The 23,781-nt window shown below is 40.1% G+C and carries 22 protein-coding genes; 8 read left to right on the top strand and 14 right to left on the bottom strand.

The features are described from left to right. Positions 1-60 precede the first annotated feature (60 nt). From ACXJY6_RS11745 to ACXJY6_RS11725, 5 genes are all read left to right on the top strand, one after another. Positions 61-858, top strand: a complete 798-nt coding sequence (locus ACXJY6_RS11745) for a class I SAM-dependent methyltransferase (protein ID WP_458768446.1) — start codon at positions 61-63, stop codon at positions 856-858. 56 nt (positions 859-914) lie between these two features. Beyond that, positions 915-1,688: an N-formylglutamate amidohydrolase gene (locus tag ACXJY6_RS11740; RefSeq protein ID WP_458768445.1), complete on the top strand. Its 774-nt coding sequence runs from the start codon at positions 915-917 to the stop codon at positions 1,686-1,688. A 58-nt stretch (positions 1,689-1,746) separates the two neighbouring features. Continuing rightward, entirely contained in the window at positions 1,747-2,214 is a 468-nt protein-coding gene (locus ACXJY6_RS11735; protein ID WP_458768444.1) for a GNAT family N-acetyltransferase, read from the top strand. Positions 2,215-2,550: 336 nt separating this feature from the next. Then, positions 2,551-3,516 (top strand): putative phage abortive infection protein, encoded by a 966-nt coding sequence (locus tag ACXJY6_RS11730; protein WP_458768443.1) that lies wholly within the window; start codon positions 2,551-2,553, stop codon positions 3,514-3,516. 180 nt (positions 3,517-3,696) lie between these two features. Next, the gene (locus tag ACXJY6_RS11725; protein WP_458768442.1) at positions 3,697-4,623 is read left to right on the top strand and encodes an Abi family protein; all 927 of its coding nucleotides are present in this window, start codon (positions 3,697-3,699) and stop codon (positions 4,621-4,623) included. 277 nt (positions 4,624-4,900) lie between these two features. On the opposite strand, the gene ACXJY6_RS11720 is transcribed toward ACXJY6_RS11725, so the two are convergent. Both ACXJY6_RS11720 and ACXJY6_RS11715 read right to left on the bottom strand, forming a co-directional pair. Further along, the gene (locus tag ACXJY6_RS11720; protein ID WP_458768441.1) at positions 4,901-5,347 is read right to left on the bottom strand and encodes a hypothetical protein; all 447 of its coding nucleotides are present in this window, start codon (positions 5,345-5,347) and stop codon (positions 4,901-4,903) included. 463 nt (positions 5,348-5,810) lie between these two features. After that, on the bottom strand, positions 5,811-6,695 hold the full coding sequence (locus ACXJY6_RS11715) for an EamA family transporter (protein ID WP_458768440.1): 885 nt from the start codon (positions 6,693-6,695) through the stop codon (positions 5,811-5,813). Positions 6,696-6,823: 128 nt separating this feature from the next. Between ACXJY6_RS11715 and ACXJY6_RS11710 the strand changes: the two genes are divergently transcribed. Beyond that, entirely contained in the window at positions 6,824-7,282 is a 459-nt protein-coding gene (locus ACXJY6_RS11710) for an Lrp/AsnC family transcriptional regulator (protein ID WP_458768439.1), read from the top strand. A gap of 242 nt (positions 7,283-7,524) precedes the next feature. After that, the gene (locus ACXJY6_RS11705) at positions 7,525-7,764 is read left to right on the top strand and encodes a hypothetical protein (RefSeq protein ID WP_458768438.1); all 240 of its coding nucleotides are present in this window, start codon (positions 7,525-7,527) and stop codon (positions 7,762-7,764) included. Between the two features lie 142 nt (positions 7,765-7,906). Here the strand turns inward: ACXJY6_RS11705 and ACXJY6_RS11700 are convergent, their stop codons facing one another. Genes ACXJY6_RS11700 through ACXJY6_RS11685 form a run of 4 tightly spaced genes read right to left on the bottom strand, consistent with a single transcriptional unit; the run spans position 7,907 to position 14,125 of the window. Then, complete coding sequence (locus tag ACXJY6_RS11700; RefSeq protein WP_458768437.1) at positions 7,907-8,401, bottom strand: hypothetical protein; 495 nt, start codon at positions 8,399-8,401, stop codon at positions 7,907-7,909. Then, positions 8,394-10,964, bottom strand: coding sequence for a hypothetical protein (locus ACXJY6_RS11695; RefSeq protein WP_458768436.1), 2,571 nt, complete (start codon positions 10,962-10,964; stop codon positions 8,394-8,396). The genes ACXJY6_RS11700 and ACXJY6_RS11695 overlap by 8 nt, the downstream gene beginning before the upstream one ends. 4 nt (positions 10,965-10,968) lie before the next feature. Next, a complete protein-coding gene (locus tag ACXJY6_RS11690; protein ID WP_458768435.1) occupies positions 10,969-12,630 on the bottom strand; it encodes a site-specific integrase in 1,662 nt (553 codons plus the stop codon). Further along, positions 12,593-14,125, bottom strand: a complete 1,533-nt coding sequence (locus ACXJY6_RS11685; RefSeq protein ID WP_458768434.1) for a site-specific integrase — start codon at positions 14,123-14,125, stop codon at positions 12,593-12,595. Before ACXJY6_RS11685 ends, ACXJY6_RS11690 begins: the two co-directional genes overlap by 38 nt. A gap of 484 nt (positions 14,126-14,609) precedes the next feature. Between ACXJY6_RS11685 and ACXJY6_RS11680 the strand changes: the two genes are divergently transcribed. Then, positions 14,610-14,990 carry a VOC family protein gene (locus ACXJY6_RS11680; protein ID WP_456050418.1) on the top strand — a complete coding sequence of 127 codons (381 nt, stop codon included), beginning with the start codon at positions 14,610-14,612 and terminating at the stop codon, positions 14,988-14,990. A 581-nt stretch (positions 14,991-15,571) separates the two neighbouring features. Here the strand turns inward: ACXJY6_RS11680 and ACXJY6_RS11675 are convergent. The 8 genes from ACXJY6_RS11675 to ACXJY6_RS11640 all read right to left on the bottom strand — a co-directional run bounded on the left by ACXJY6_RS11675 (position 15,572) and on the right by ACXJY6_RS11640 (position 23,730). After that, positions 15,572-16,711, bottom strand: a complete 1,140-nt coding sequence (locus ACXJY6_RS11675) for a conjugal transfer protein TraF (protein ID WP_456050417.1) — start codon at positions 16,709-16,711, stop codon at positions 15,572-15,574. 65 nt (positions 16,712-16,776) lie between these two features. Further along, positions 16,777-17,640: a DUF2861 family protein gene (locus ACXJY6_RS11670; RefSeq protein WP_456050416.1), complete on the bottom strand. Its 864-nt coding sequence runs from the start codon at positions 17,638-17,640 to the stop codon at positions 16,777-16,779. A 3-nt stretch (positions 17,641-17,643) separates the two neighbouring features. Beyond that, entirely contained in the window at positions 17,644-18,300 is a 657-nt protein-coding gene (vxrB, locus tag ACXJY6_RS11665) for a response regulator transcription factor VxrB (RefSeq protein ID WP_456050415.1), read from the bottom strand. Next, on the bottom strand, positions 18,275-19,714 hold the full coding sequence (gene vxrA / locus ACXJY6_RS11660; protein WP_458768433.1) for a sensor histidine kinase VxrA: 1,440 nt from the start codon (positions 19,712-19,714) through the stop codon (positions 18,275-18,277). Before vxrA ends, vxrB begins: the two co-directional genes overlap by 26 nt. Before the next feature lie 164 nt (positions 19,715-19,878). Beyond that, on the bottom strand, positions 19,879-21,255 hold the full coding sequence (pntB, locus tag ACXJY6_RS11655) for a Re/Si-specific NAD(P)(+) transhydrogenase subunit beta (protein WP_456050413.1): 1,377 nt from the start codon (positions 21,253-21,255) through the stop codon (positions 19,879-19,881). A gap of 11 nt (positions 21,256-21,266) precedes the next feature. Further along, on the bottom strand, positions 21,267-22,799 hold the full coding sequence (locus tag ACXJY6_RS11650) for a Re/Si-specific NAD(P)(+) transhydrogenase subunit alpha (RefSeq protein WP_458768432.1): 1,533 nt from the start codon (positions 22,797-22,799) through the stop codon (positions 21,267-21,269). Positions 22,800-23,056: 257 nt separating this feature from the next. Next, complete coding sequence (locus ACXJY6_RS11645) at positions 23,057-23,347, bottom strand: HlyU family transcriptional regulator (protein WP_456050411.1); 291 nt, start codon at positions 23,345-23,347, stop codon at positions 23,057-23,059. Positions 23,348-23,367: 20 nt separating this feature from the next. After that, the gene (locus ACXJY6_RS11640) at positions 23,368-23,730 is read right to left on the bottom strand and encodes a late competence development ComFB family protein (RefSeq protein ID WP_456050410.1); all 363 of its coding nucleotides are present in this window, start codon (positions 23,728-23,730) and stop codon (positions 23,368-23,370) included. Between the last annotated feature and the right edge of the window lie 51 nt (positions 23,731-23,781).

Raw genomic sequence — 23,781 nt, 5'->3', positions numbered from 1 at the left:
GAATGGACGACTTCGTGCTGGCACGATATTAAAAGATTAACCAGGTAAGAGGGAACTACATTGGAAGAGTTGATCGCTCAATACACAGGAGCAGATGAAGATTCTCGTTTAACTAGACAGTATATCGCGCGAATTGAGTACGATACGACAATGCATCTACTGTCACCATTTATTGAAGTGGGTACATCAGTTTGTGAGTTAGGCGCTGCGACTGGGCGTTACTCTCTTGAGTTTGCACGAAATGGCGCAAAGGTAACAGCGGTTGAGTTAGCTTCTGATCAAGTCGATATCCTAAAAACAAAAGCGTTAGAGCAAAACTTGAACCTTAGCATCCATCAAGGTGATGCCTGTGCAGTTCCGTTTGTTGAAAGTTCATCTCAAGATGTGTGTGTCGTTTTGGGACCTTTATATCATCTCAAGTCTCATTCTCAGAGAAAGCTTGCGCTTGCTGAAGCTCAACGCATTCTAAAGCCCAATGGTGTTCTAGCGGTCGCCTATATTTCGCGTTTCTTTGTGGCTGGTATGTTCGCTCAGAAGTTTCCGAATCTGGTGACGGACAGTGTTTTTTCTGAGTTGCGCGAGAATGGGACGGTGTCTGATAAAAATGCTGATTCCTTCTTCAAAGTTGGCTATTTCGCAGAGCCTCAGGAAATCGAAAGCTTGATTTGTAGTTCTGGTTTCTCGAAGTTGGATCATGCTGCCACAGATAGCTTTAGTCGTCTTATCTCGGCTGGCGTTAATGAATTCACTCCAGAGCAGTATCAAACTTGGCTTAGTTATCATTTGTCTGTGTGCAATGAACCCAGTTTGCTTGGAGCAAGTAACCATGGGTTAGTCATCGCACGAAAAACAAGTTAACAAAGCGTTTAAGAGCGACTTCATAACGCGGCGTTATATTTTATACAGAGAGTCTTATGACTTGGTTAAAAATCCGAGATAATGAACCATCACCATATATTTTCAGTTTTCCACATAGTGGTATTGAATTGTGTGAAGAAATGACGAAAAATTTATCGCGTCAAGGTATAAGTTCTATGCCGAATACAGATTGGTATTTGAATGAGTTGTATGACTTTCTTAATAATTATAGTGTAAATATAATCTCTACGGATATAAGTAGGTATGTTGTAGATCTAAATAGAAGTCAACATAGAAATCTATTTGGTACTTATCGCAACTCTCTGATATACAGCAAAAACACATGGGGTGAGGAAATATACCAAAATCCACCTACTAAATTAGAACTGAATAAGAGGGTGAGTGATTATTATAAACCTTACCATGAAGCACTAGATAAAATGGTAACAAACTCAATAGAGAGATTTGGAGTTGCATACGTAATTGATCTTCATAGTTTTATGGGGCCAATCAGTAGTGATGTTTGCATCGGAAACGTAAATGGTAAAAGTTGTTCTGATAGCTTTATATCTAATATCGTTTCATCATTTTGTAAACATGGCTTTCAAACGGTAGTAAATGAAGTTTTTAGTGGTGGCTATCTGACTCAGAAGTATATAGATAATCAAAAAGTTGAAGCCATTGCAGTTGAGTTGAGATACACGAACTATTTACCAATAGAATCTTGTGAAGCAAAGAGATCTCCAGTGATTGACAGTGAGGTTTTTTCTGCAGCAAAACTAAGACTTGAAAAAGTTTTCTTACAATCAAAGTTTATCCAAGGAAAATAAATATAACAAGAGATTAAGACTTCAAGAGAGATAACTAGATTCAGGAAGGAGTCAGCAATTGATAATTATTCGAGATTTTAAAACTGAAGATATTGATGTTCTTTGGAGCATATTTTTTAACACCATTCGAAAAATCAATATTAATGATTACTCGCAACGGCAAGTAGAAGCCTGGGCTCCAAGTAAGTTCGATGCAGAACTATGGGAAAAGCGAGTTTCGGAGCTAAATCCGTATGTAGCTGAAATAGATGGGAAAGTAGTTGGTTATGCGGACCTTCAAGAAGACGGAGTTATTGAACACTTTTATTGCCATCATGAATATCAAGGTTGCGGCGTTGGTCGCGCTTTGATGAGCTATGTGCTGGAACAAGCCGAAAATAGAGGAATACGTCGTCTATATTCGGAAGTGAGTATTACAGCTCGCCCGTTTTATGAACACTTTGGATTCGTGACAACAAAAGAACAGAAAGTGTTGGTTCGTAGTCAAAGGTTGTGTAACTTCATAATGGAAAAATCGGTTAAATAGAACTTAAGGAATCAAGACACATATTCTTATTCGAGTTCATCAAGCTGGTTTATTTATTCTAAATCGTTTCTGCCCCTTTCCTTGTTAGAGCTTTTGCTCATTCATATCTTATTAATCTGAAATTGGCCTACTTAAATTTATCCGATTGAGTTGATAATTTTGCGTTCCCGTTATTAGGCGATATCTTGCAACTTAGTTTCTCTTCATGTGGAATTACTTATTGATTATCAGTTGAGAAAATATGAAAAAGGCAGCAACATTGAGGGATGAAAGACGACAACTTGTCGTCTGATAAGCATTAGCATACTTATTCTAGTTAAGAGAGTAGTTGTACGTATGAGATACAATTTTTTAATAGGTGTATTTAGTATTTTTGCTTTTGCAATACTGCTTTTATATGTGATCCAGTTTCACGGAGGGTTGTCAGATTCTCATACTAGTTGGGGGGAGTTTGGTTCTTTTTTTGGGGGGATTTTAAGCCCTATTGTTAGTATTCTTGCATTTATTGGTCTTTTATATTCAATGGATCAAACTAAAATGCAGTTTAAACAACAAAGTGAAGAAAACTCTTTCTATGCATTACTAAATTTCCATCACTCAAAAGTTAGTCAAACTGCATATGAAAGTTACCTTGGTCTTGATGCTTTCAAAGCGTTATCGGGTGATTTTTTTGAACTATACGAAGAGTATTGCTTTGATATTGCAAGACGGAAAATACAAGAAGAGCCAACGCAGTTACCAGAATCTTCATATCATTTTTTGTCCGAAGTTATCAAAGAACGTTCACCCTTAGTTGAAGGTAACGGAAAAAATATAGTCGAGTATTATTTTTCATTGAGTAAGGATAAGAACGAACTGTTCAAGGGGCTTTTTGATGCAAATATTAGTGAGAGTGACAAGTGTAAGCTAGTAGCTATTGGCGATACATTGATAAGGCAATTGAGCTCAAAGGATAGATTAGGTTTGATTGGTAAAATATATGATGATTTTTATCACAATCATGGTCATATATTAGGTCACTACTTTAGGAACTTGTACTATACGTTAGAAGTTGCAGACTCATCTTATCGATATGATGCTTATGCTAATATTTTGCGTGCACAACTATCTAGGTATGAACTAAATCTACTTTTTTACAACTCTGTAAGTTCATATAGCTCGGAAAAATTTAATAGGTTGTTAGGAAAATACAACATGTTAAATGGGTTATATAATTGGGATGTATGCTACAAGCCTAAGCCTGAAAACTTACAGGATGATTTGGCTTCGGTGGAACTAAGTAATGCTAATGCGGCGTTATGAGGCTTCAGATAGCAAAAAACCCCCGGCTCATATGTCCGAGGGTCGTATACCTTAGCTCAAAAAGGGCCATTAACTAATAAGTTCAGAGGAGTCCCATTCCGGCTATGAGGTAAAGATACGTGTTAACTAGATGAGTGTCAATATGTATAATAAAACAAACAACAAAAATGAGTTAACGCAGTGGCAAGATTTGACAATCATTCTAACATAGAACATCTAATTAGTGAGCCTCGATTAAGAAGTTATAGAGAAGTTTTTGAGCATCAAAGTGATGAAGAACTATATGGTGCATACGAGTGGAATAAAGCGGTAGTTGCTTGTTTTGCTCCACTTAATCAGATTGTAGAGGTTACGCTACGTAACGCAATTCATAGCGCTTTGTCAGATCGTTATATAGGTCATTGGTATCGAAGGCCCACATACAGTAGTTTTGCTCCTAAAGAGCAGGGGCAACCGCGAGCTAGGGAACCCCACGCTGTGTATAATTTGAAGGAAAATTTCAAGAAAGCCCATGATAAAGCCTACAAAGAACTACAGCGTAAAGGTATTGATGGTACACCGACCGTTGGGCAAGTAATCGCTAAGACTGATTTTTCAACGTGGGAATATGCCTTAGATACTGAGTTTTATGATGGCTCAGGAGCTGATAATAGATACTTTTGGCCACAATCATTGGGTACAGTGTTTCAAACTTGGCCTTTGAGTGGTTCGCTTTCAACTTTAAACCATATACAGGATCTTGTTAAAAGTATTCGTTTATTCAGAAACCGCCTTTCTCATAATGAGCCTGCTTGGAAACATAGCAGTGTCCATACAGAAGAAGATGTGTTTGTGTATCTGAATAGAAAGATAGAAATCATAGAAAGCTTAATTGGTTGGATATCCCAAGATAAGTTGCTCTACATACAGCAACAAGGTTGGTTTGAGCATGCAAAAAACGTCTGCAAGCCTAACACATTGAAATATTACCAAGGCAAAGAACGAGTTAAGACAGTACGCTCATGGCGCCAGTTAAAACGAAATCTATCCTCAAATACGAGCGTACTCAAAATTAAGTCTGGTCAAGTGATAGAAGTTAAAGAACCTCAACTAAAAATTTTCGAATAACAGTCTCATACATACGTTTAAGGTTTCAAGATATTTCTTCTAGTCTATATCCAGCGTGTTAAACCTTAAAATCTAACGCGTTTATGCCCCGTAATGTGTTTAGAGCACGGTAAATCTTCATAAGAAAAATTGGGTCAACAGGTTGTTGGCTAAAATCAGTCAAACTCAAAAATGCCCCAAAACGTGATAATGTGGTTTTCAACCGATAAATTCTATCCCTGATTTATCGGCATGGACTCAATAAACGAGAGCTATGAGAAGTTTCCAAAAATTGCAGTTAATCGCAGATATCGGTATTTAAAGCAATATAAAGTATTTGTTCTCCAACCTTATCGAAGTACGAATAGATTAATGGAATTTTCTGTTCTCGAAATAGTTTCATATCATCCGAAAAACAGTAACCCTGAGACAATTTTTTACTCATTAGCTCATGAAGTTTCTTTTTATCGACTTGTTCGACTTCAACATCAACAATGGTGATTTTATAAACTAGCGTGTTATCGACATTTGTTACTTTTTCTAGTCTAACATTTGAATCAAGCATTAATGGGAGCGACTTGTTTATCTCTTCTGAAACTTTATTTAGATAAGTATGAGTTGCGGTACTTTGCTTCTCTTCTTTGTACTTTTCTTTCCCATTTTTGAAAAGTAATTGTCCCCCGCCAATTGCTAATATGCCACTTAGAATGGTTACAAGTAACCCTGCTATGTTTAGAATTTTCATAAGCTTTAGTTTTCAGTTAAGTTCATTCGTACCATAGTAGTAATTTATGGGAAGTTGAGTCAAAGATGTTCCTAGAGAAAAGTTAAGATTAACTACGCTATGGATCTAAGGGGCATAGCGTTTCAGACTCTGTGTTAAACGCTGTTTGATTGTGATTTTGGATACAAAAAGTTACCCGAAAGGTAGATTGCACTCGAAGCACCCATCTCGGTTCTGCCCCAAAGTTTGTCAACGTAATTACTCAGTGGCGAATCGTGCCACTGAGATCACCGTACTTTTTCTCATGGTCACCCGCAGAGAGACCGTGGCCGAAAACTCCTACCTTCTGTCAAAATTGGAGTATCCAGCCTGATAGTGTGAGGCTGCATTTTTATGCGAGCCAACTAGGGAGTATGGCTATCAACTAAACCTAGATGCTCTAGTCACAACCAACAGAGCCCAATAATTTATGGCGATACGCCAGCTACTGGTCAGTCTCTAAAATTGTCCTATGCGAAGAAGGTGATAGCACTGTACCGATAGAGGCAATAACAATAGTTCCGATACCAAAACATTGAACAAGAGTTAGCTGTTCACCTAGTATTAAATAGCTAACAATTGTTCCAATCAGCGGCTCTCCACTCGTCAACACACCGTAAGTATTCGTAGGTAATCTACGTAATGCAAACATCTCCAGCATTAAAGGAATCGCACTGGACAGTAATGCAATAGCAACGACCCATAGAGCTACCTCGATATTCAGAGAAACGTATGCCACGGTGCTATCTCCGAAAGGAATTACAATCAATGAAGCAAAGATCAAACCTAATGCAGGCGTTTTAGTTCCATAATGTTCTCCCGCTTTCTTGCCCACAAGGATGTATGTTCCCCAGAAAAATGCGGCAACTAACGCATAAAGTAACCCCACTACATCTAAGTCACTCACTTGTGATGACGATGGTAGTAAAAAATAGATTCCAATTGCAGCTAATACTACCCATATGTAATCCGAGCGATTCTGAGAATAAACGGCAGCAACGCATAAGGGGCCAATAAGTTCGATGGCAAGTGCCACGCCAACGGGAACCGTTTTTATGGCTAGATAGAAAAATAGATTCATCCCCGCTACCGCAGCGCCATAAGCAAGCACCATGAGGAAACCTTTTCTCACGAAGCGAACTTCCCAAGCTTTCAGCCCAAAAAACAAGATTATTGCAGAGACGAGCAGACGAAGAACAGTTACGTTTTCTGGGGTTAGAGTTGAGAACATGGATTTAGCAATGGAAGCCCCTGCTGTAATAGAGATCATGGCAATAAGGATCGCAGTGACTGCCGCACTAATTTCGAACTTGCTTGATTGAAGATGCATAGGGCTATCTCTATAAAGTAATGATGAGCTGAGATAAAATTTATCAGAAACTGCTGATTACCTAAGTTAATATCTGTATCATTTCAATAATTTTTATCAATTTTGATTTGGAAGAGGACTTGAATTATATGGATGCGTTAGATATGAAAATCCTAGAGCAACTGCAGACTGACGCAAAAGCCCCTATGAGTTCGATAGCAGAAAAAGTCGGCCTCTCAGAGCCCGCTTGTTACCGTAGGGTCAGGCAATTAAGAAACAGTGGAGTGATTGAGCGTGAAGTAGCTATAGTCAACCCCAAAAATATGGGGTGGCCATTGAGTATGTTAGTAATGGTCACGTTCGAGAGAGATCACAACTCTATCGTCAATAAATTTTTGGCAAGAGTTAACAAGGAGCCAGAAGTGCTGAATTCTTGGGTTGTCACTGGTGATCACGATGTTGTTTTACAGGTGCTATCTACCGATACGGATGCATTCGATGAGTTCACAAACCGAGTTTTACACAAAGATGACAGTGTGAAATATTTTAGAACCTCGGTTGTTCTAAAGCACTCAAAAGCACATGGTGCAGTTCCGCCTTCTATATGACTTAATCTGTGTCTGGTTGCTTTTTGGGATATCTAAAGTTATTCAATAATAGATAAATCAGAAAAACCACTGACACGTTTATGTCCAACAGCTCGTTGGACAAGTTCAGCTACCAACTAGTCTTTGCTTCATTCCAATCTAGCTCTGCTTTCCCTATCATTTCTCAAGCGTCGCTATTGCCTAAGCTATTGTAATAGGATAAACCTAATATATTCCTCAGTTTTAGTATCAGTCGTGAGCATATGCGAGTAAAAATCGAACAAGATGAAGATGGTGAGCACTACTTCTTAATACCTGATGAGTTACAGAAAGATTTGTCTTGGAATGAAGGTGATCAGATCGAATGGATAAACAATGGAGATGGTAGTTGGACTTTAAAAAAACTAAGTAAGCTTGAAGCGTTAAAACTCGAAGCGTTTGAAAATCCAGACGTGAAAGCTGAGTATGACCAACTAAAAAACGATTCTGATGATGCTCTTTAGCCGTTAGCTAAATTAAGCAGGTAATGGCCGAATGACCTGACCCCAAGATCTAATCTAGAATTTCCTTAGTAAGGCCAATTGTAGTGGCCTAGTGAGTTTGACCACCAATTCGGAGGCGTCTACTTCCTATCCATCTCACTCATTAGCCGTTCCTTTTACGTTCAGCTAACTCCCGAATTAATTCATTCTCAAGCAAATCTTCAACCTTTAACGGCGTTGAATTGTCAACATACTCGATGATGTCAGCAACTCCCAGAATGTTTCGCTCATATCTCGCTTTAAATTCTTTAAGCTCGGTTTCTAAGCGATCTGCTTTACTGATATAAGCAGCACCAGTTCGCCCCTCTGCCAACATAGCTTTCTCTTCTGGAGTTAACTCACCCTTGCCATTTTCATGGTTGGCATGTTGGCGAAGCTTGTACTCATTAATAATATTTTTTCGGGAAGTCAAGGTGCTCACACCACCTTTTATAATTCCTTTTACCTTAAGTCGTGCATGTAAAGTCGATGGCTGAATAGGGGACTCCTCCAGCCCTTCACGCACCATAGCTTGTAGTTCAGCCCTGATGTATGCATCAAGCTCTTTACCCTGAATTACCTTGTCATCTGCGTTACGACTGCGTGGTGTTTTAGCCATTATCAGCATCCTTCTTTGTAGAATCTCGCTCAATGCGTTTCTGTTCAATGAAGAAAAGATCAGCAAGGGTTTTCGGTGTTTTACCAATGAGCATCTGTTCATTGATCCGTGCAATGATACGACCAAGTGGGTTATCTTTATCGTCAGACAAAAGTGATACTAATTTCTTAGCACACTGAGCCTCAATTGCATCCGCTTCAAGAGCCTCAAGAACTATGACGGCTTCTTCCTGTTCTTTTAACGCGAGTTTGAAGTTCGGATTTTTGTCAGTGAGCTTACGAAGTGTTATGACTTCCTCTCTCTTGCTTGACAAACGTCGCGATGCCTCTTCGGCTTCACCCAAGCGCCCTGTAAGGGTGAAGTAGCCACAAGGTAGACCTGACTGGCATTTGAGTGCATGAGGACAGCCCCAGCGTGCCACGTCACGTGTACAGGCACCAAACCCAAGAGGATGCAGCTTGGCATGGCGTTCCAGTAAATCTTTAGCTTTATCAGCCAAATTTTGTTGCACCAACTTGTCATGAGCACTTTTAAGTTCTGGTAGAAATCTTTCCGACATCGTGCCTGCCATGTAGTGAGCGACCTCAGCACTTGTTTCACCAAAAGTCTGCATGTTCTGCTTCAGATTATGCTCCATGCTGAGGTCAGGATTTACCATGATTGAGGTTGATTCTTTAACATTAGCAATACCAGTGTTTTTAGTTGGCTTAACCGACTTAGCTAGAGCAGCCATACGGCGACTCACCTCAGTTTTTTGTGGTTCTGGTTCTACTAAAACTGATGGTTTGGGTTGCGGTACAGGTTTGGCATCAGCATCAAAGAGAGAGAGTTGATCGTCCTTCATGAGAGATTTCTTGTTCTCATCATAAGCCTTTTCCAGCATGTTGATTGCTAGAGAGGCAGTCTGGTAGGACTGCGATTCGGCTTGGTGCTGGTAATGTTTATTTTGTGTGATATCAACACGCCCCATTAAGATGGCTTGGACGTGATCCGTCACTCCAGCGATAGCCAAGAATGTATTGATATTATGTCTTGGAACATGTTTTTTGATGCTGATACGAGATCCATCATCTTCATATAGATTGAAGTGATCGAAGATAGACTTACGGTTTTTCGCACCACCTAACCATGCCTCTACTGAGTGTTCATCCAGGGGGTAAATATGCTGTAACGAAACAAGGTCTCGCATAATTCCAAAGGCACCCTGGGGCATTATGAACATTAAATCTTCGTAATTAAAGTGCTCCCAGTTACCACTATCTTTAACAGACACTACACATTGGTGTCCAGATTCAAAATTTTTGGTCTGGGCATATCGCTGATATACGTAATCATTCAACTGCTCTTTGGTGAAGAAGCAATTTTTCTTCTGTTTGTGAATGGGAATCACCTTAGGCTCATGACCACTATAGCTTTTAATGGAAATCAAAATGGACTTAGTCAGAGCATTTCGCGTACCACCTGAACCAGAGAACATAATGTCGTACAGCTCTCGACATTCTATCCAGTCATCAGGAAGCTCTGTGATCTTGCTAGGTAGCATATTAGTGAAATTGGAATTCCTAAACCCCTTAATAGTTTCGCGAAAATCCGAGGTCATTGCTTCTACAGATTTATAGATCATCTCAACCACAAGGTAAGAGGTTGGTGCTAACCAATGAATTCGCCATCCCGCTTTTTTTGCACCTAGATACTCGATGCCAAGCTTATAAGTAGGCCAGCCCTGATCAATCGCGTGCTGCCGCTTATCTTCATCTGTAATCTCTCGCCTGACTAATGAATCCATTTTCAACAACATGATTTCTTGAAAACGAAAGCCACAGATAATAGCTAGTAATAGCATGTTATAAAAAATCCGCTGATAATCACTTTTAGCCAATACCATTAGCTCAATGACGCTCATAAATGCACGGATTGAAATTAATTTCTTATCATCAGTTTTGTCGGGGTCTGCCTGTTCAGCTTGCTTCCTCGCTTTAGTGTTATGTGTACCATTACGGCACGGGTGCTTATTTTCGACCTCAACATTCACCAAAAATAGATTATATTGACGAAGTAGACTGATAGCTTTTACTGCAACGTCACAATAATCGCTTACATTAACAGGACTCATAGAGTTTTCTCTGTGGCGATCCATAGCAGCATGAATGATATCGGCGGTTAGGTACATGGGGTGAGTCTGACCTGTTGTTGAAACCATCTCCCAATACCAGCGTTTCATGACTTGCAGTGGCTTATCTAATGCGGAGCCCGATGGTAAGCCACTTGAAGAGCACACCTGATGCATATGATAAGCACGCATAAAGTCTTGAAACACTGGTGAGATACCCATCTTAGTAAGACCTTTAACTCGACTGGATACTTCATCCCACTTAAAGCCGTGGTCTTTTGTCTCTTTAAGCCATGCAACGCCTTTCTCACCAAAATGCCAAGAGGATGTATTCCACTGTAATTGTCCAACAGCATTATAAGCGACAAGACGTTCTTCGAATTTAGTTTTATATTTCTCAACATAAGCAAGAAGGTTTTTCGCTTGCTGATTGAGGATTGTGTCTTGAGTCATCTACTTACGTCTTCCTTAGTTTTGCCATTTCAACACGAGCCATAATCTGAATTACGTGTTGTTTCCGTCTCACTAATTCCTTAAGTAGGGGGTGATTAATAATTCCTGTGTCATCGGCAACATTTCGGGTTTCAGTGATCTCATCATTCAAAGAATCATGTACTTCTTTATGCTTTCCATCTGTAAAGGGGATGAAGTACAAGCACCCGTAGCACCCACGACCTTGTGAAAAAGGGCAGATATCTTCTTCGTAATTACACCCACCAAGGTGATGATGAAGTTTTCCACCTATTGAGGTAGCAACGAGACGACCTTTCCATTTACTGCTGTTGACTATATTGCCTGTCAACATAAGTGCCATCATATTTTTGAACACGGGGTTACGACCTAATGCAGCTTCACGAATGTCGGCCATCTCAGGGGTGGCAGCGATATAGCGATCTGCAACAACATAAGACGACTGCCCAAGGATATAAGCTATCTCAGGAGCAGATGCGCCACTCATCGCCATTGAGTGACCAACGTTGTGACGAAAAAGACTTGCGTTATATACAGGCTGTATGTAATCACCGTTTTTAACTGCATCTTTAATGTCCTTAGGAGATAACTTGAGAAGCATTTCCTTAATCGATTGATCGACCATTTTTTGTGTGGAGTACTTCGTTGGCACTAATATATCTTTATCACCAATTGCCTCTAAATGCTTATACAGCAAGATTAGCTTTCCAAGCTCTTCAGGGATAGCAACACGAACTCGGTCAATGGTTAACTTAGACTTCTTAGCGTATGGAATAAGCACTGAGTAGCGCATTCCATGCTTGTTCTCAGTATCAATGACAAAATCACCGCCAGCAAATTTACCGATTTGAACTGGTCGTGCCCCTGTATAATAGACAATGCCAACAACGATGCAATCTCGTAACTCCTCAATTTTTAATTCTATTTTTAGCTTCTCTAAATGTGCAATCTTCTTTTCTTTGGTATCAAGTTTAGGACACAGTTTGGATGCCCAAAGCTGAATACCTTGTTCAACCATTAGACATACTTCATCAGGGATAACGAGATCTAGATTTTGATAACGCCCCCAGTTGGCGTTCAGAGGCCGAGGCACTTCCAACAACAAATCTTCAAGATCAACACTGATATCAGTGCTTTCGAAGAACCCACTGCGTTCTAGTTTGCGTAAAGCATAAAGCGTATAGTAAAACTGACTGTTATCAGAATGCTTTCGCTTTACCTTCGCAACAAGCATGTGCAATTTAGCAATTAGCGCATCTCGCGTGATAGATTCAACTTCCTCTAAACTAATTGCGACATACCGAGCAAACTTGTCAGCAACGCTTGCTGAGTTCTCATTGATGTACTCGACCGTTAAGTACTTTAAGAGTTTTATTGTCTCAGGCGATAAATCACGGAAATTTTTACCCTTGCCAAATAAAATTGCCTTGTTTTCACCTGAATATCGGTAACGCCAATCGTTGTGAAGATACAAAAATTGATCATCGAACTCTGTCGCATTAGCAAGGTATAGCCTTGCAGGCAGCTCAATATCCTCGATCCACTTTATTTGTTCTTGAGTGAATAGGGGAGACGACTGTTCAGAATGGCTCTTTTCTTGAAAAGAGCCGTCAATTGAATAGGTCGTCGAATGGGAAGTCTTCATCATATCCATTATCTTCTAATACGTTGTAGGTTGACCCAGTTCCATCTATTGGAACAGTTCTTTCAGAAATAGCGGTCTGCCAGTCAGCTCGTTTTGTACGCTTTTGGTTACTCTGGTTACTGACCAACTCAAGAAATCGCTTGGCGTACCTCAATGGAACCTTACTAGTCACAGACCACCCCCCCAAGGTACGCAGTTGTTCCACGGCTGGTTCAAGTACACCGTTCATCCTAGCTTGAATGCCATAGTCTTGCGCAAGCATTACTGATTCCCTCAGGAGACTGTTGTAGATAAATTCCAATGTGATATAAGCCCACGTATGCCGTCCTACGTGTGGAGTAATATTTACTAGGTAATCAATAAACTTATTGCTCTTCGTTCGATAGTAGGGGTAAAGAGCAATAAATGTCGGGTCAATTTTTTCCTTATAAAAGGTTCGAATTGCATCGTAACTTAATGGAGATAATTTGCCCGAACCTTTAATAAACAGAATCTGATGATCATCTATGCCTTTTTCTACAAAAAGTGGGTCACGGTATTGTTCCATATAAATCGACAGCATGATGAAATCGTCCTCAGTGAGTTCGATTTGTCGGTGAGAATGTTCTGTCTTGATAGACGGCGCTTTCTTCCTTGGATCAACTATTTCATCGGGCAGGTTCTGAACGACCAAAATGTAGCGAACGTTACCCTTTGAGTCTGGCTGAGATGCTCCCACAGTATCCTTCATCAACAACAGCACCTCGCCAACACGTAAGCCATAGTTAAACATTAATCGATGAATCAGATAGTTGCGGTATTGTTGAAACCCATCTTCAAACGGGTTTTGTGGATTAATCACAGCCGAGAATCGTTCACCTGTATCCGCATCCGTAAATTCAGGTGTGGATGGGATTAGCATATTCGTTAGCTCGACACTCTGCTTCTCGGTGATGCTTTTAAACCGATGCGCTGGCTCGTTCCTCGAAACTTCAACCTTACTGAAGACTTTTATTCTGTCAGCGAGGTCTCTGCGGTTTGTCTCGTGAATTTTGTGAGCTTCTATTGGCGACAGATCTTGGAATGCCAAATTCATATATCGATAGTTGAGATACTTAAGGAACTTGCCAACATTCCTAACGTGGTTGCCATAGGTGACCTTGTTTGCTTTAGAAATAGCGGAATGCAAAAAGCCAAGACTGATAATATCTTCCTCATCATTCAGATGTTGCTGACCAAGGAGGTAATGAAAGAAACCATCCAGTTCTTTGATGAAATAGGCGATGTTGTATTTTGACCTATAGAAGTCGTAATCAAATGTTTGCTTGTGTTTCTTGTAGTAATACACATAAAAGAAGCGTAGCGAACCGAGGATATTTTCCTGAGTACCCAAACGTTTCTTACTCAGCTCATTAATCCCATAGATTGTGACGAACATGGAAGGTAAGGTAGTCACGTCATCAATCATGAGATGCGCCCGTTGCCCGTTGCTTAACACATGCCAATTTGTGTAAGTCATAAGTTTAACGAAATCCCTCAAAATTACTGTCCGAGGTAATTATTTGGCAACTAAGCTAATACCAACATATTGTTGTTCACGATGGGAAATGAATACTGTTAAATACTCAGCACCTATGAACCTAACAAAAACTCAGAACTATTAAGATATGAACTTATCATAAACCCATCATCATAAATTAACAAGTAGGCATAGTGGGAGGTAAGTGATTGATTTAGGCATTCTTATGAACTTAACTTAAACTCATCCATATTTAACATAACGTACATAATGCGTAGTTTAAGAATCGCTAATTTGGCGTGTAATTCGATAGAAGACTTCCAAATTGTAGTTGATCGTGCTCTGAACTCTGCATTTATATTTCAGGCAATTACTCTAGATAAACATCACCTATTAAGCTTGTGTAATTAACAACTGCTTAACAATTTTCTTAATTAGAGCTAGACTGATATTCCTCATTAAGCTCGTGACTAAGGATGGAATTATGATATCTAATCCCGTTGGATGGTTTGAAATTTATGTTGATGATATGCCTAGAGCTCGTAAATTTTACGAATCAGTATTAAATGTAAAATTGGAAAAGTTAGAAAGTCCTGCAATGATAGAAATCGAGATGTGGTGTTTCCCAAGCAATATGGAACAGTATGGTGCGAGTGGCGCATTAGCCTATATGAGCAATGTTAAAGCCGGTGGTAATAGCACCCTAGTCTACTTTTCATGTGACGATTGTGCTGTCGAAGAATCTCGTGTGTTATCGAGCGGTGGTGAAATACTCGTTCCCAAAATGCAAATCGGTGAACATGGGTTTATTAGTGTGTTATGTGATACCGAGGGCAATACCATAGGCCTGCACTCAATGAAGTAACCAACTAAGACCTAATCAAAGCAAATTGGCTGCATCACTATCTTTCACTATGGCATTAGGTGATCAGCCATTCTACTTTCTACTCTTATTCTCGATATTAAACATTGCCACCTACTGCTAACTTACAATCAATTAAAGGTGTCATAAATTTTTCTCTCTGCTTAATTGCACTATTTAGCGCTCTTAATTTGACTCAATATCACCATTCAATAAACCGCTAAAAGAAATTTCTCACATAACTATACTTTTCTTTCAGCATTTACAGTTCCCCTTAAAAAAACGTATATCTCGTCCAATAAAACCGTAATTGTATTAGTCCACCTGCCACAATACATTTAGTTATAGTGCGTTAGACAATACGATCTTATATTAGATTTTTTGACTATGTTACATAGATTGTTAGATATGGGTTACAGTGTTTTACACTACTAATAGATCCTAAATAGATCTAAACTCTTCACTTATTTCACGACAAACATTAAGTTGATGAGTGAATGTTTACTTACGCCAGAACTCCTAGTATTTCAGGCATAAAAATGCCCGCATATGCGGGCATTAAAATAAATTAGGCACTTTAGAAGTTAGAACGTACTTAAGAAATTGATATAAGCTCCTTTAGAATCAGGACCGGAGTAGCTCACCGCCAAATCAAGCTCCACTAAACCCAAGGGCGAAATTCCTACACCCGCAGTCCACGTCGGATCTGTACTATCATAAGCAAGGTTCTTGTTGTAGCCGGCTCTAAGCTTTAACTGGCGCAGCAAGTCAATCTCCCCTCCTACTCTGATCATCTGTGTATTATCATCAAACCCAACGTAATGAGACTCTTCTTTTAGATCATAATCCACACTGAGTGTTGCATAGTCAGCCACTAACCCAAACCCGACAGTATATTGAGGTTCCAGGCTATAATAGTATTGGTTACCATTAACGGACTGAGTTTCTATATCCTTAGAAATTAAATTCATCGCCGATAAACCAACACGTAGAGGCCCATAAAACCATACCGCCCCCGCATCCACGTTAATCATCGACTCTTTTGTTGAGTTATCTCCGACATCCAGGATCGAGTAATCATCAAAGCTAGCGTTATAGACAAAGGTATAAATACGTTGAACTTTAGGCGTTATTCCAAGTGCAATATGCTGTCCAAGATAGTGAGAATACTTTGCTAGTGTCAAACCTGCTTCTGCAATCCCAACAGACACTGCATTTATAGAACTATTTTGAGCGTTATTAATGGTGTTTGAATCTGACGTATCAATATCCGAAGTGACATAAGTTTCTGCATATACTTTTCCATATGCCGTCATGGAGACAAATGAATTTGGAATCCCAATCGCGACTACTGCGCCTAATTCAGACTTAAGTTGCTTACCTTGCATATTTTCCAAGGCAGTTTCAAGCTCGCTTTCCAATGCTAAGCTGGGGCTAGATTCCGCTTCTTCAATTAAATCGGCCAAATTTTCTATCGCATCAACGAATTGATCGGGATCTTCATAACTTCCACCGATACTCGGTAGGATCATACCAGCATCATCGTTACGTCGATAAATAGCCGTTAAAGCGGGATTATAAAATGGGGCTGTTAGATAGCTAGCTGATACGACCCCAACTCCGCCCATCGCATCACCGCGAGCTTCTATCGCATACGAGGCAGAGTGAGATGACATTGATACAAATGCCGTAGCTAAAGCCAAAGTTTTAAGTCGCAGTGCCATATTAGATAAATTCCTCTGTGGGTTTTTACCTATAACGGCAGGATGAACGGTTTCTTTACTGTTTTTTAATCGTCGGTAACATCATAAGTTTTACTAATTACTTGAGATTGCTCGATTAGAATCGGGCCTTGCCATCGTTGATAATTCATAGAAACCGCTAAAATATATCGGCTTGGCGCATTTACGTTACGCGGTAACGATAATGGGTAATCAGATTCATAAGCTTTATGCCAGATTTCAACGTACTTACCTTCATCAAAACTGTAGAGAGACACATTCAGTTTCGGTAACGGACAATAGGAGTTCGGCAACGCTGATTTTACGACTTTCCATTCATCTTGGGACACCCAATGAACCGAATGATTTGCTTCTGGTTCTTCCAAAATGATCCACTGACTCCATTCTGATCCGTCGAGCCTAACAGCACTGACACGGTATAAACCAGGAGTAAGTTTCTGTGGTATATTGTAGCGGCGGATATAGTTTGTTACATCGTCACTTTGAATTTTTGATAACGTGCTTTCACCCGATGGCGCTTTATCTACCCAACGTCGAATATACACTTCTTGTATTTCTTCTGTTGATGAAACATCGAGGATAAATTGATAGGCGTCGCGACCAGGGCTTTGAATCTCAATTCGTCGAAGCGTTACCGACTTAATCCACTTCGGTAACGGTTGTGTGGTAAATCCCTTACCACAATCTAATTCCAATCCCTGTAAGGCTAATGCATTTAAATGCTCAGATACATCAGTCGAGTCTGCGTTCTGCCATACTTCAACCATAGAATCAAACATCCCCGATAATTCACCGGTTAATAGATGTTGATGAGCTTGGGCTAAAGGTGTCGTTCTCGCAAACCAATCATTTTCAGCATAAACCGTGGGTACCATCATAAGCGCACCCAACATAACAGCAATTTTGTTCATCAATTAAGCTTTCATTTTGTAACCAACGCCACGGAGAGTCTCAATTTCGAGTCCAGGCAATTTTTGACGTAGTTGCAATACATGAGTATCGACAGTACGGGTTGTTGGAAAATGATTATATCCCCACACATGATCTAGTAATTCATCTCGCGTAAATACTCGGCCTAAATTACTTGCTAAAAAGAGCAATAGATCAAATTCTGTTCGAGTTAAGGTAACAGCTTGGCCATCAAACAGCACCTCACGGGTAGCTTTATCAATCACTAAGTTTTCCGTAACCACTTGATTATCTGACATACCACTTTCTGGTGTACGCAACTGAGCACGGATACGCGCAAATAATTCAGCTTCGGCGAACGGCTTAGTTAAATAATCATCAGCTCCTGAATCCAAACCGGCGACTTTATCTTTCACCGTAACTAAAGCGGTTAACAAAATAACCGGCACATCTTTAATTCTTTTCCAATCAGGTAAATGCGAAACTGAATCACCATCTGGTAACTGACGATCTAGAATCACCAAATCCGCTTTATCCCAATGTTGTTTCACCTCTGAAATGCGTTCTGCATGTAATACGGTATAATCAGCTTGTTCTAAACTTACCAATAATCCATCCGCTAGGTTTTTATCGTCTTCAACTAGAAGCAACGTCTGTTTCACAGGGTATCTCCAAAATAAATGTTGAAGGCGGGCCGATTAGAGACATACTGCCACCCATTCTTCCCACCATCGATTCAACAATTGTCAATCCAAGTCCTAAGCCACTTTCACTCACGAATGCTTTACGCAATTTTCGCCAATGTTTTCGATTTAGACATCCTTGGTCAATAACTTTAAATATGACCGAGTCTCTTGAAGTAATGACTTCCAATTTTACGGGTGCAACGCCATATTTAAAAGCGTTGCGTAATAAGTTATCAATACACGTCCATAACCAATATACGTTCAGTTTTGCTGCAATATCTTGGTTAATAACAAGTTCAATATCTTCTTTAAATTCTTCAGCTACTTTAAATTCTAGCCATTCTTGAATAGACGGAACCCAATCAGCCGCAAGTGATTGATTATCTGACTGTAAATAATCTTTGCTCGCTTCAGCCAATTGGCGCAACCGCCTTGAATCTTCACATAATCGACGAAATTCTTCATACAACGATTCAGGAAGAACCTCGAACTCACGACGAAAACCTTCGACAGTTAAAGATAAACTAGCAATAGGGGTACGCAGCTCATGAGTCAATATTTGTAAGACCAACATACGACTCTTAAGTTCCTTACGCTTAGAATTCCCTCGATAGATGAACCAACTTATAATTAATAAGAAATTCACTACAACCAGCCCCACCATAATGTAGCGAAGTAGCTCTGATTGATCTTTTAAATTCCAACACAAGTTCCCACGTTGAACAAAGCAAGTCGTGTGATCTTTAGCAAACGAGTATGATAGACCAACGCTATCTGCCTTGTCGGTCCATAACTTTTCGTTAAAAATAAAATATCTATCGCCTTTTCTTAGCCAAAATTCATTGTTGGAGCTAAACATCGTCGCTCCGCCCAACAAAGCATTGATAGCGGTATATTCCAGCCTCTGAAGTCGTCCTAAAAGTGTTGTAACAGGACGAGTTGGACGTTCTTGAATGTGTGTGTATTTTAATAGCTGTTCACGTGTATCTGGGTGAACGGCAATATAGCGCTCTGCGTATGAGCCTCCACCAGGGTGAATCATAGAGCTTCTCGCAAACCAACGCGCTGTAAGTTTTGTCCCATTACACATTGCCCGTGTAAAAACGAGAGGTTCGGTGATCAATGGGCTTAATGGAATTGAACCTGTACAGTTAACCGCCAGTTTATACAACTGTTGAATATCTTTAATTGGATAATTGGCCGTTTGCGGTAAGAGAGATTCTGGTGTTAAAAGACGTGTTGGATAATCGGCTTCGATTGTCCGAATATCATAAGTTACTGTTGCATTTTGATAGTCAAATAAACGAACAAATTCATCGATTCGTTCAGGCAAAGATTCTGCAAATACATTAGCCGATATAAACATCAGAAAAATCAGTCTTAACTTCATTCTATCGCTAACTCTGCCTTTATACTTCACCATTTCACTTCTAGCCATTATGTCGAGAAGTGCGTCCTAGATGTTATATTGTTGTCAAGAATAGGCTTAATGTACAACAAAATAGCCAGCGAGAATATCGCTGGCTAATTGTCTACTGATCTATCATTAAAAATCTATAACGCTTTTACAATATCATCAACGCTAGATTTTGCATCACCAAATAACATTTGAGTGTTTTCTTTAAAGAATAAAGGATTTTGAACTCCGGCATAGCCAGTACTCATGGAACGCTTAAATACAATCACGTGTTGTGCATTCCATACTTCAAGCACAGGCATTCCAGCAATTGGACTATTTGGATCATCTAGTGCAGCTGGGTTAACCGTGTCATTCGCTCCAATTACTAATACTGTGTCAGTATCAGAGAAATCATCGTTGATTTCATCCATCTCTAATACAATATCATAAGGAACTTTCGCTTCAGCCAATAACACATTCATATGACCTGGCAAACGCCCAGCAACTGGGTGAATACCAAAGCGAACCGTTATTCCCATTGAACGTAGCTTTTCAGTCAGTTCATAAACAGGGTACTGAGCTTGCGCTACTGCCATACCGTATCCGGGAGTGATAATAACCGATCTAGAGTTTTTCAAAGTATCCGCGACTTCATCAACAAACACTTCTCGGTGTTCACCCTGCTCTTCATCACCTGAAATAACAACTTCTTGGCCAAATCCGCCGGCGATCACACTTACGAAAGAACGGTTCATTGCTTTACACATGATGTAAGACAAAATCGCTCCTGATGAACCAACCAATGCACCTGTTACAATCAGCAAGTCATTTGCCAACATAAAACCAGCGGCAGCAGCGGCCCAACCAGAGTATGAGTTAAGCATAGACACGACAACTGGCATATCTGCACCACCAATAGATGCAACCAAGTGGTAACCGAATGCAAATGCTATTAACGTCATCACGATCAGAGCAAATAGACTTCCATCTACATTCACAAAGTAAATCAATAGCAATGTAGATACGACTATCGCCGCCAAATTCATTTTGTGTTTATGTGGAAGGTTCAGTGCAGAAGAATTAATCACACCTCGTAATTTCCCAAAGGCGACTATCGAACCAGTAAAGGTTACCGCGCCAATGAAGATACCCAAGTATACTTCGACTAAATGAATTACGTGTTCAGCATGAGTCGCCATTTCGGGCGCTTCGATATAACTATTGTAACCAACTAAAACCGCCGCCATACCCACAAAGCTATGGAGTACAGCTACCAATTCTGGCATTTCAGTCATTTCGACCTTTTTCGCCAAATGCATACCGATTGCACCACCAATAACCATCGCAAGGATAATCCATGTAATCCCCGAAGTGCTTTGGCTAAATATGGTAGCGATCAACGCAATCGTCATCCCTGTAATACCGTAATAGTTACCTGCTTTTGCAGATTCCTGTTTCGATAACCCAGCGAGACTCATAATAAAAAATAAAGCAGCAACAATGTACGCTGCTTGTACTAATCCTGCAGACATTCGCTACTCCCTTAGTTCTTACGGAACATTTCAAGCATACGCTTGGTAACGGTGAAACCACCAAATATATTGATACTCGCAATTAATATCGCGATGAAAGACAAGAACGTGACAACGCCACTTCCTTGACCGATCTGCAACAATGCACCAATAACGATAATGCCTGAAATTGCGTTCGTTACTGACATTAAAGGCGTATGAAGAGAATGGCTCACATTCCACACCACGTAATATCCGACCACACATGCTAAAACAAATACGGTAAAATGACTTAAGAAGGCGGCTGGTGCTACGGAAGCTATCCACGCAAACACACCTAACCCAACGATTAACCCGCCAATTTTCTTCGCGGGTGAAACTGGCGCTTCTTCTTTAGGTTCGGCTTTAACAGGTTCTGGTTTCGCTTGAGGTTGAGCAGAAACTTGTATTGGTGGAGCAGGCCAAGTCACTTCGCCTTCTTTAACCACGGTGACACCACGAAGAACAACATCATCAAAATTGATATCGATATTACCGTCTTTTTCTTTACAAAGAAGTTTGGTTAAGTTGACAAGGTTAGTAGCGTAAAGTTGCGAAGATTGCGTTGGTAATCGCCCTACCATATCGGTATAGCCAATAACCTTAACACCGTTATCCGTAACCACCACTTCATCGGCAACTGTATATTCACAGTTACCACCATTGGCTGCTGCCAAATCGACAATTACACTGCCCGCCTTCATGTTATCAACCATTTCTTTGGTAATAAGCTTCGGAGCTGGACGACCTGGAATCAATGCCGTGGTAATAATGATATCAACATCTTGTGCTTGCGCTGCGTAGAGTTCTGCGGCTTTTTGGTTGAACTCGTCGGACATTTCTTTTGCGTAACCATCTCCCGATCCCGCAGCCTCTTCAAATTCAACTTCTAGAAACTCAGCACCCATTGACTGAACTTGTTCTTTTACTTCAGGACGAACATCAAAAGCTCTAACGATTGCCCCAAGGCTGCCAGCGGCACCAATAGCGGCTAACCCAGCAACGCCTGCTCCTGCAATAAAGACCTTAGCAGGTGGAACTTTACCTGCCGCAGTAATTTGCCCAGTAAAAAACCGACCAAACTCATGTGCTGCTTCTACAACTGCACGGTATCCGGCAATGTTTGCCATAGATGATAATGCATCTAATGCTTGAGCACGTGAAATACGAGGAACACAGTCCATCGCCATAACATTAATGTTTTTAGACGACAGCTTCTCCATTAATTCTGAATGTTGAGCTGGCCAAATGAAACTGACTAACGAAGCACCATCTTTAAGGTAAGAAATTTCGTCGTCCGAAGGGGCATTTACCTTAAAAATAATGTCTGCATTCCACGCTTCTGATGTAGACACCACTTTCGCCCCTGAGGCTTCGAATGCTGAATCATCAAAACTCGCTTTATCTCCTGAGGTAGATTCAATAATTACATCAAATCCAAGTTTAATTAACTGCTGTACCGAACTCGGTGATGCAGCCACTCGCGACTCTCCCGCTAGTGTTTCTTTAGGTACTCCAATCTGCATTTCAAATCCTTGACTATGGGCCCAAATAGATTATTTATTTATAATATAACGACATGGATAAGTATGATTTATTATAAATAATTTGACATTGTTCTTCGAAAAAACAACGATTTATAACGAATCAATTCTAAGATGTTACCTTGCCGGTCGCACATTAAATACTAGTTATACGCTTGTGTAAATATTCTATAAAAATAAAGCCACAAGTTTAGCTACTTGTGGCTTCTATCAATATGATATCTATCAATGATTTTGCTTTACTGGAAGATATTCTCGCCCATTTGATCAATAAATACTTTGGCTTTATTTATCATCAAATCATTTGCATCACCTTGTGACGCTAAAACATCGGAGCGAACGAATCTATGAGATAGTAATTCGTTATCAACCATTTTCTCGATTTTCCCGGCAACTCGATATTGACTACCTTCCTTTATCGAACTGGCATATATCGAAAAACCATTGTGTTCCACCGGTTCAACTTTAGCGTACTCATCTTTCGGCGCCTGATCATCAGAGCCACCAAACAAACGGGATAAAAAGCCCACTTAACTCCCCTTACCTACTATTAGTTAATTTTATTCACGATCGGTTTTTCATACCATTCAAGTTCTAGATCTTCGCTGCGCTGGCTTGTGATAACAACCGGAATATCGGTATCTCTGCGTTTTCTTTGGTCATTAATAATCATTGATTCAGCAGCCAAGACGGCATCATTTGCATATTGCTTTAAAGTATCCATTTTCCCCAACGGGAGAGCCGCTAAAAAGTCGATATCGTGACGAATATACACAGGTCGCAATTGACTTAAGGCCAAACACGCCAGATCTGCCAATTGTTCGTCATTGTACTTATCAACGTAACTTGAACCGGCTAACAGCTGCCCAACAAGAACTTCCATATAATTATGAACATCTACACTGATTTGCATTGAATCTCCTAACTTTACAATTATGCTTATTGATTAAGAATAATACGTCAA

It is taken from the genome of Vibrio phycocola (assembly GCF_054404255.1).
This window is presented reverse-complemented; position numbering and strand designations above follow the sequence as displayed.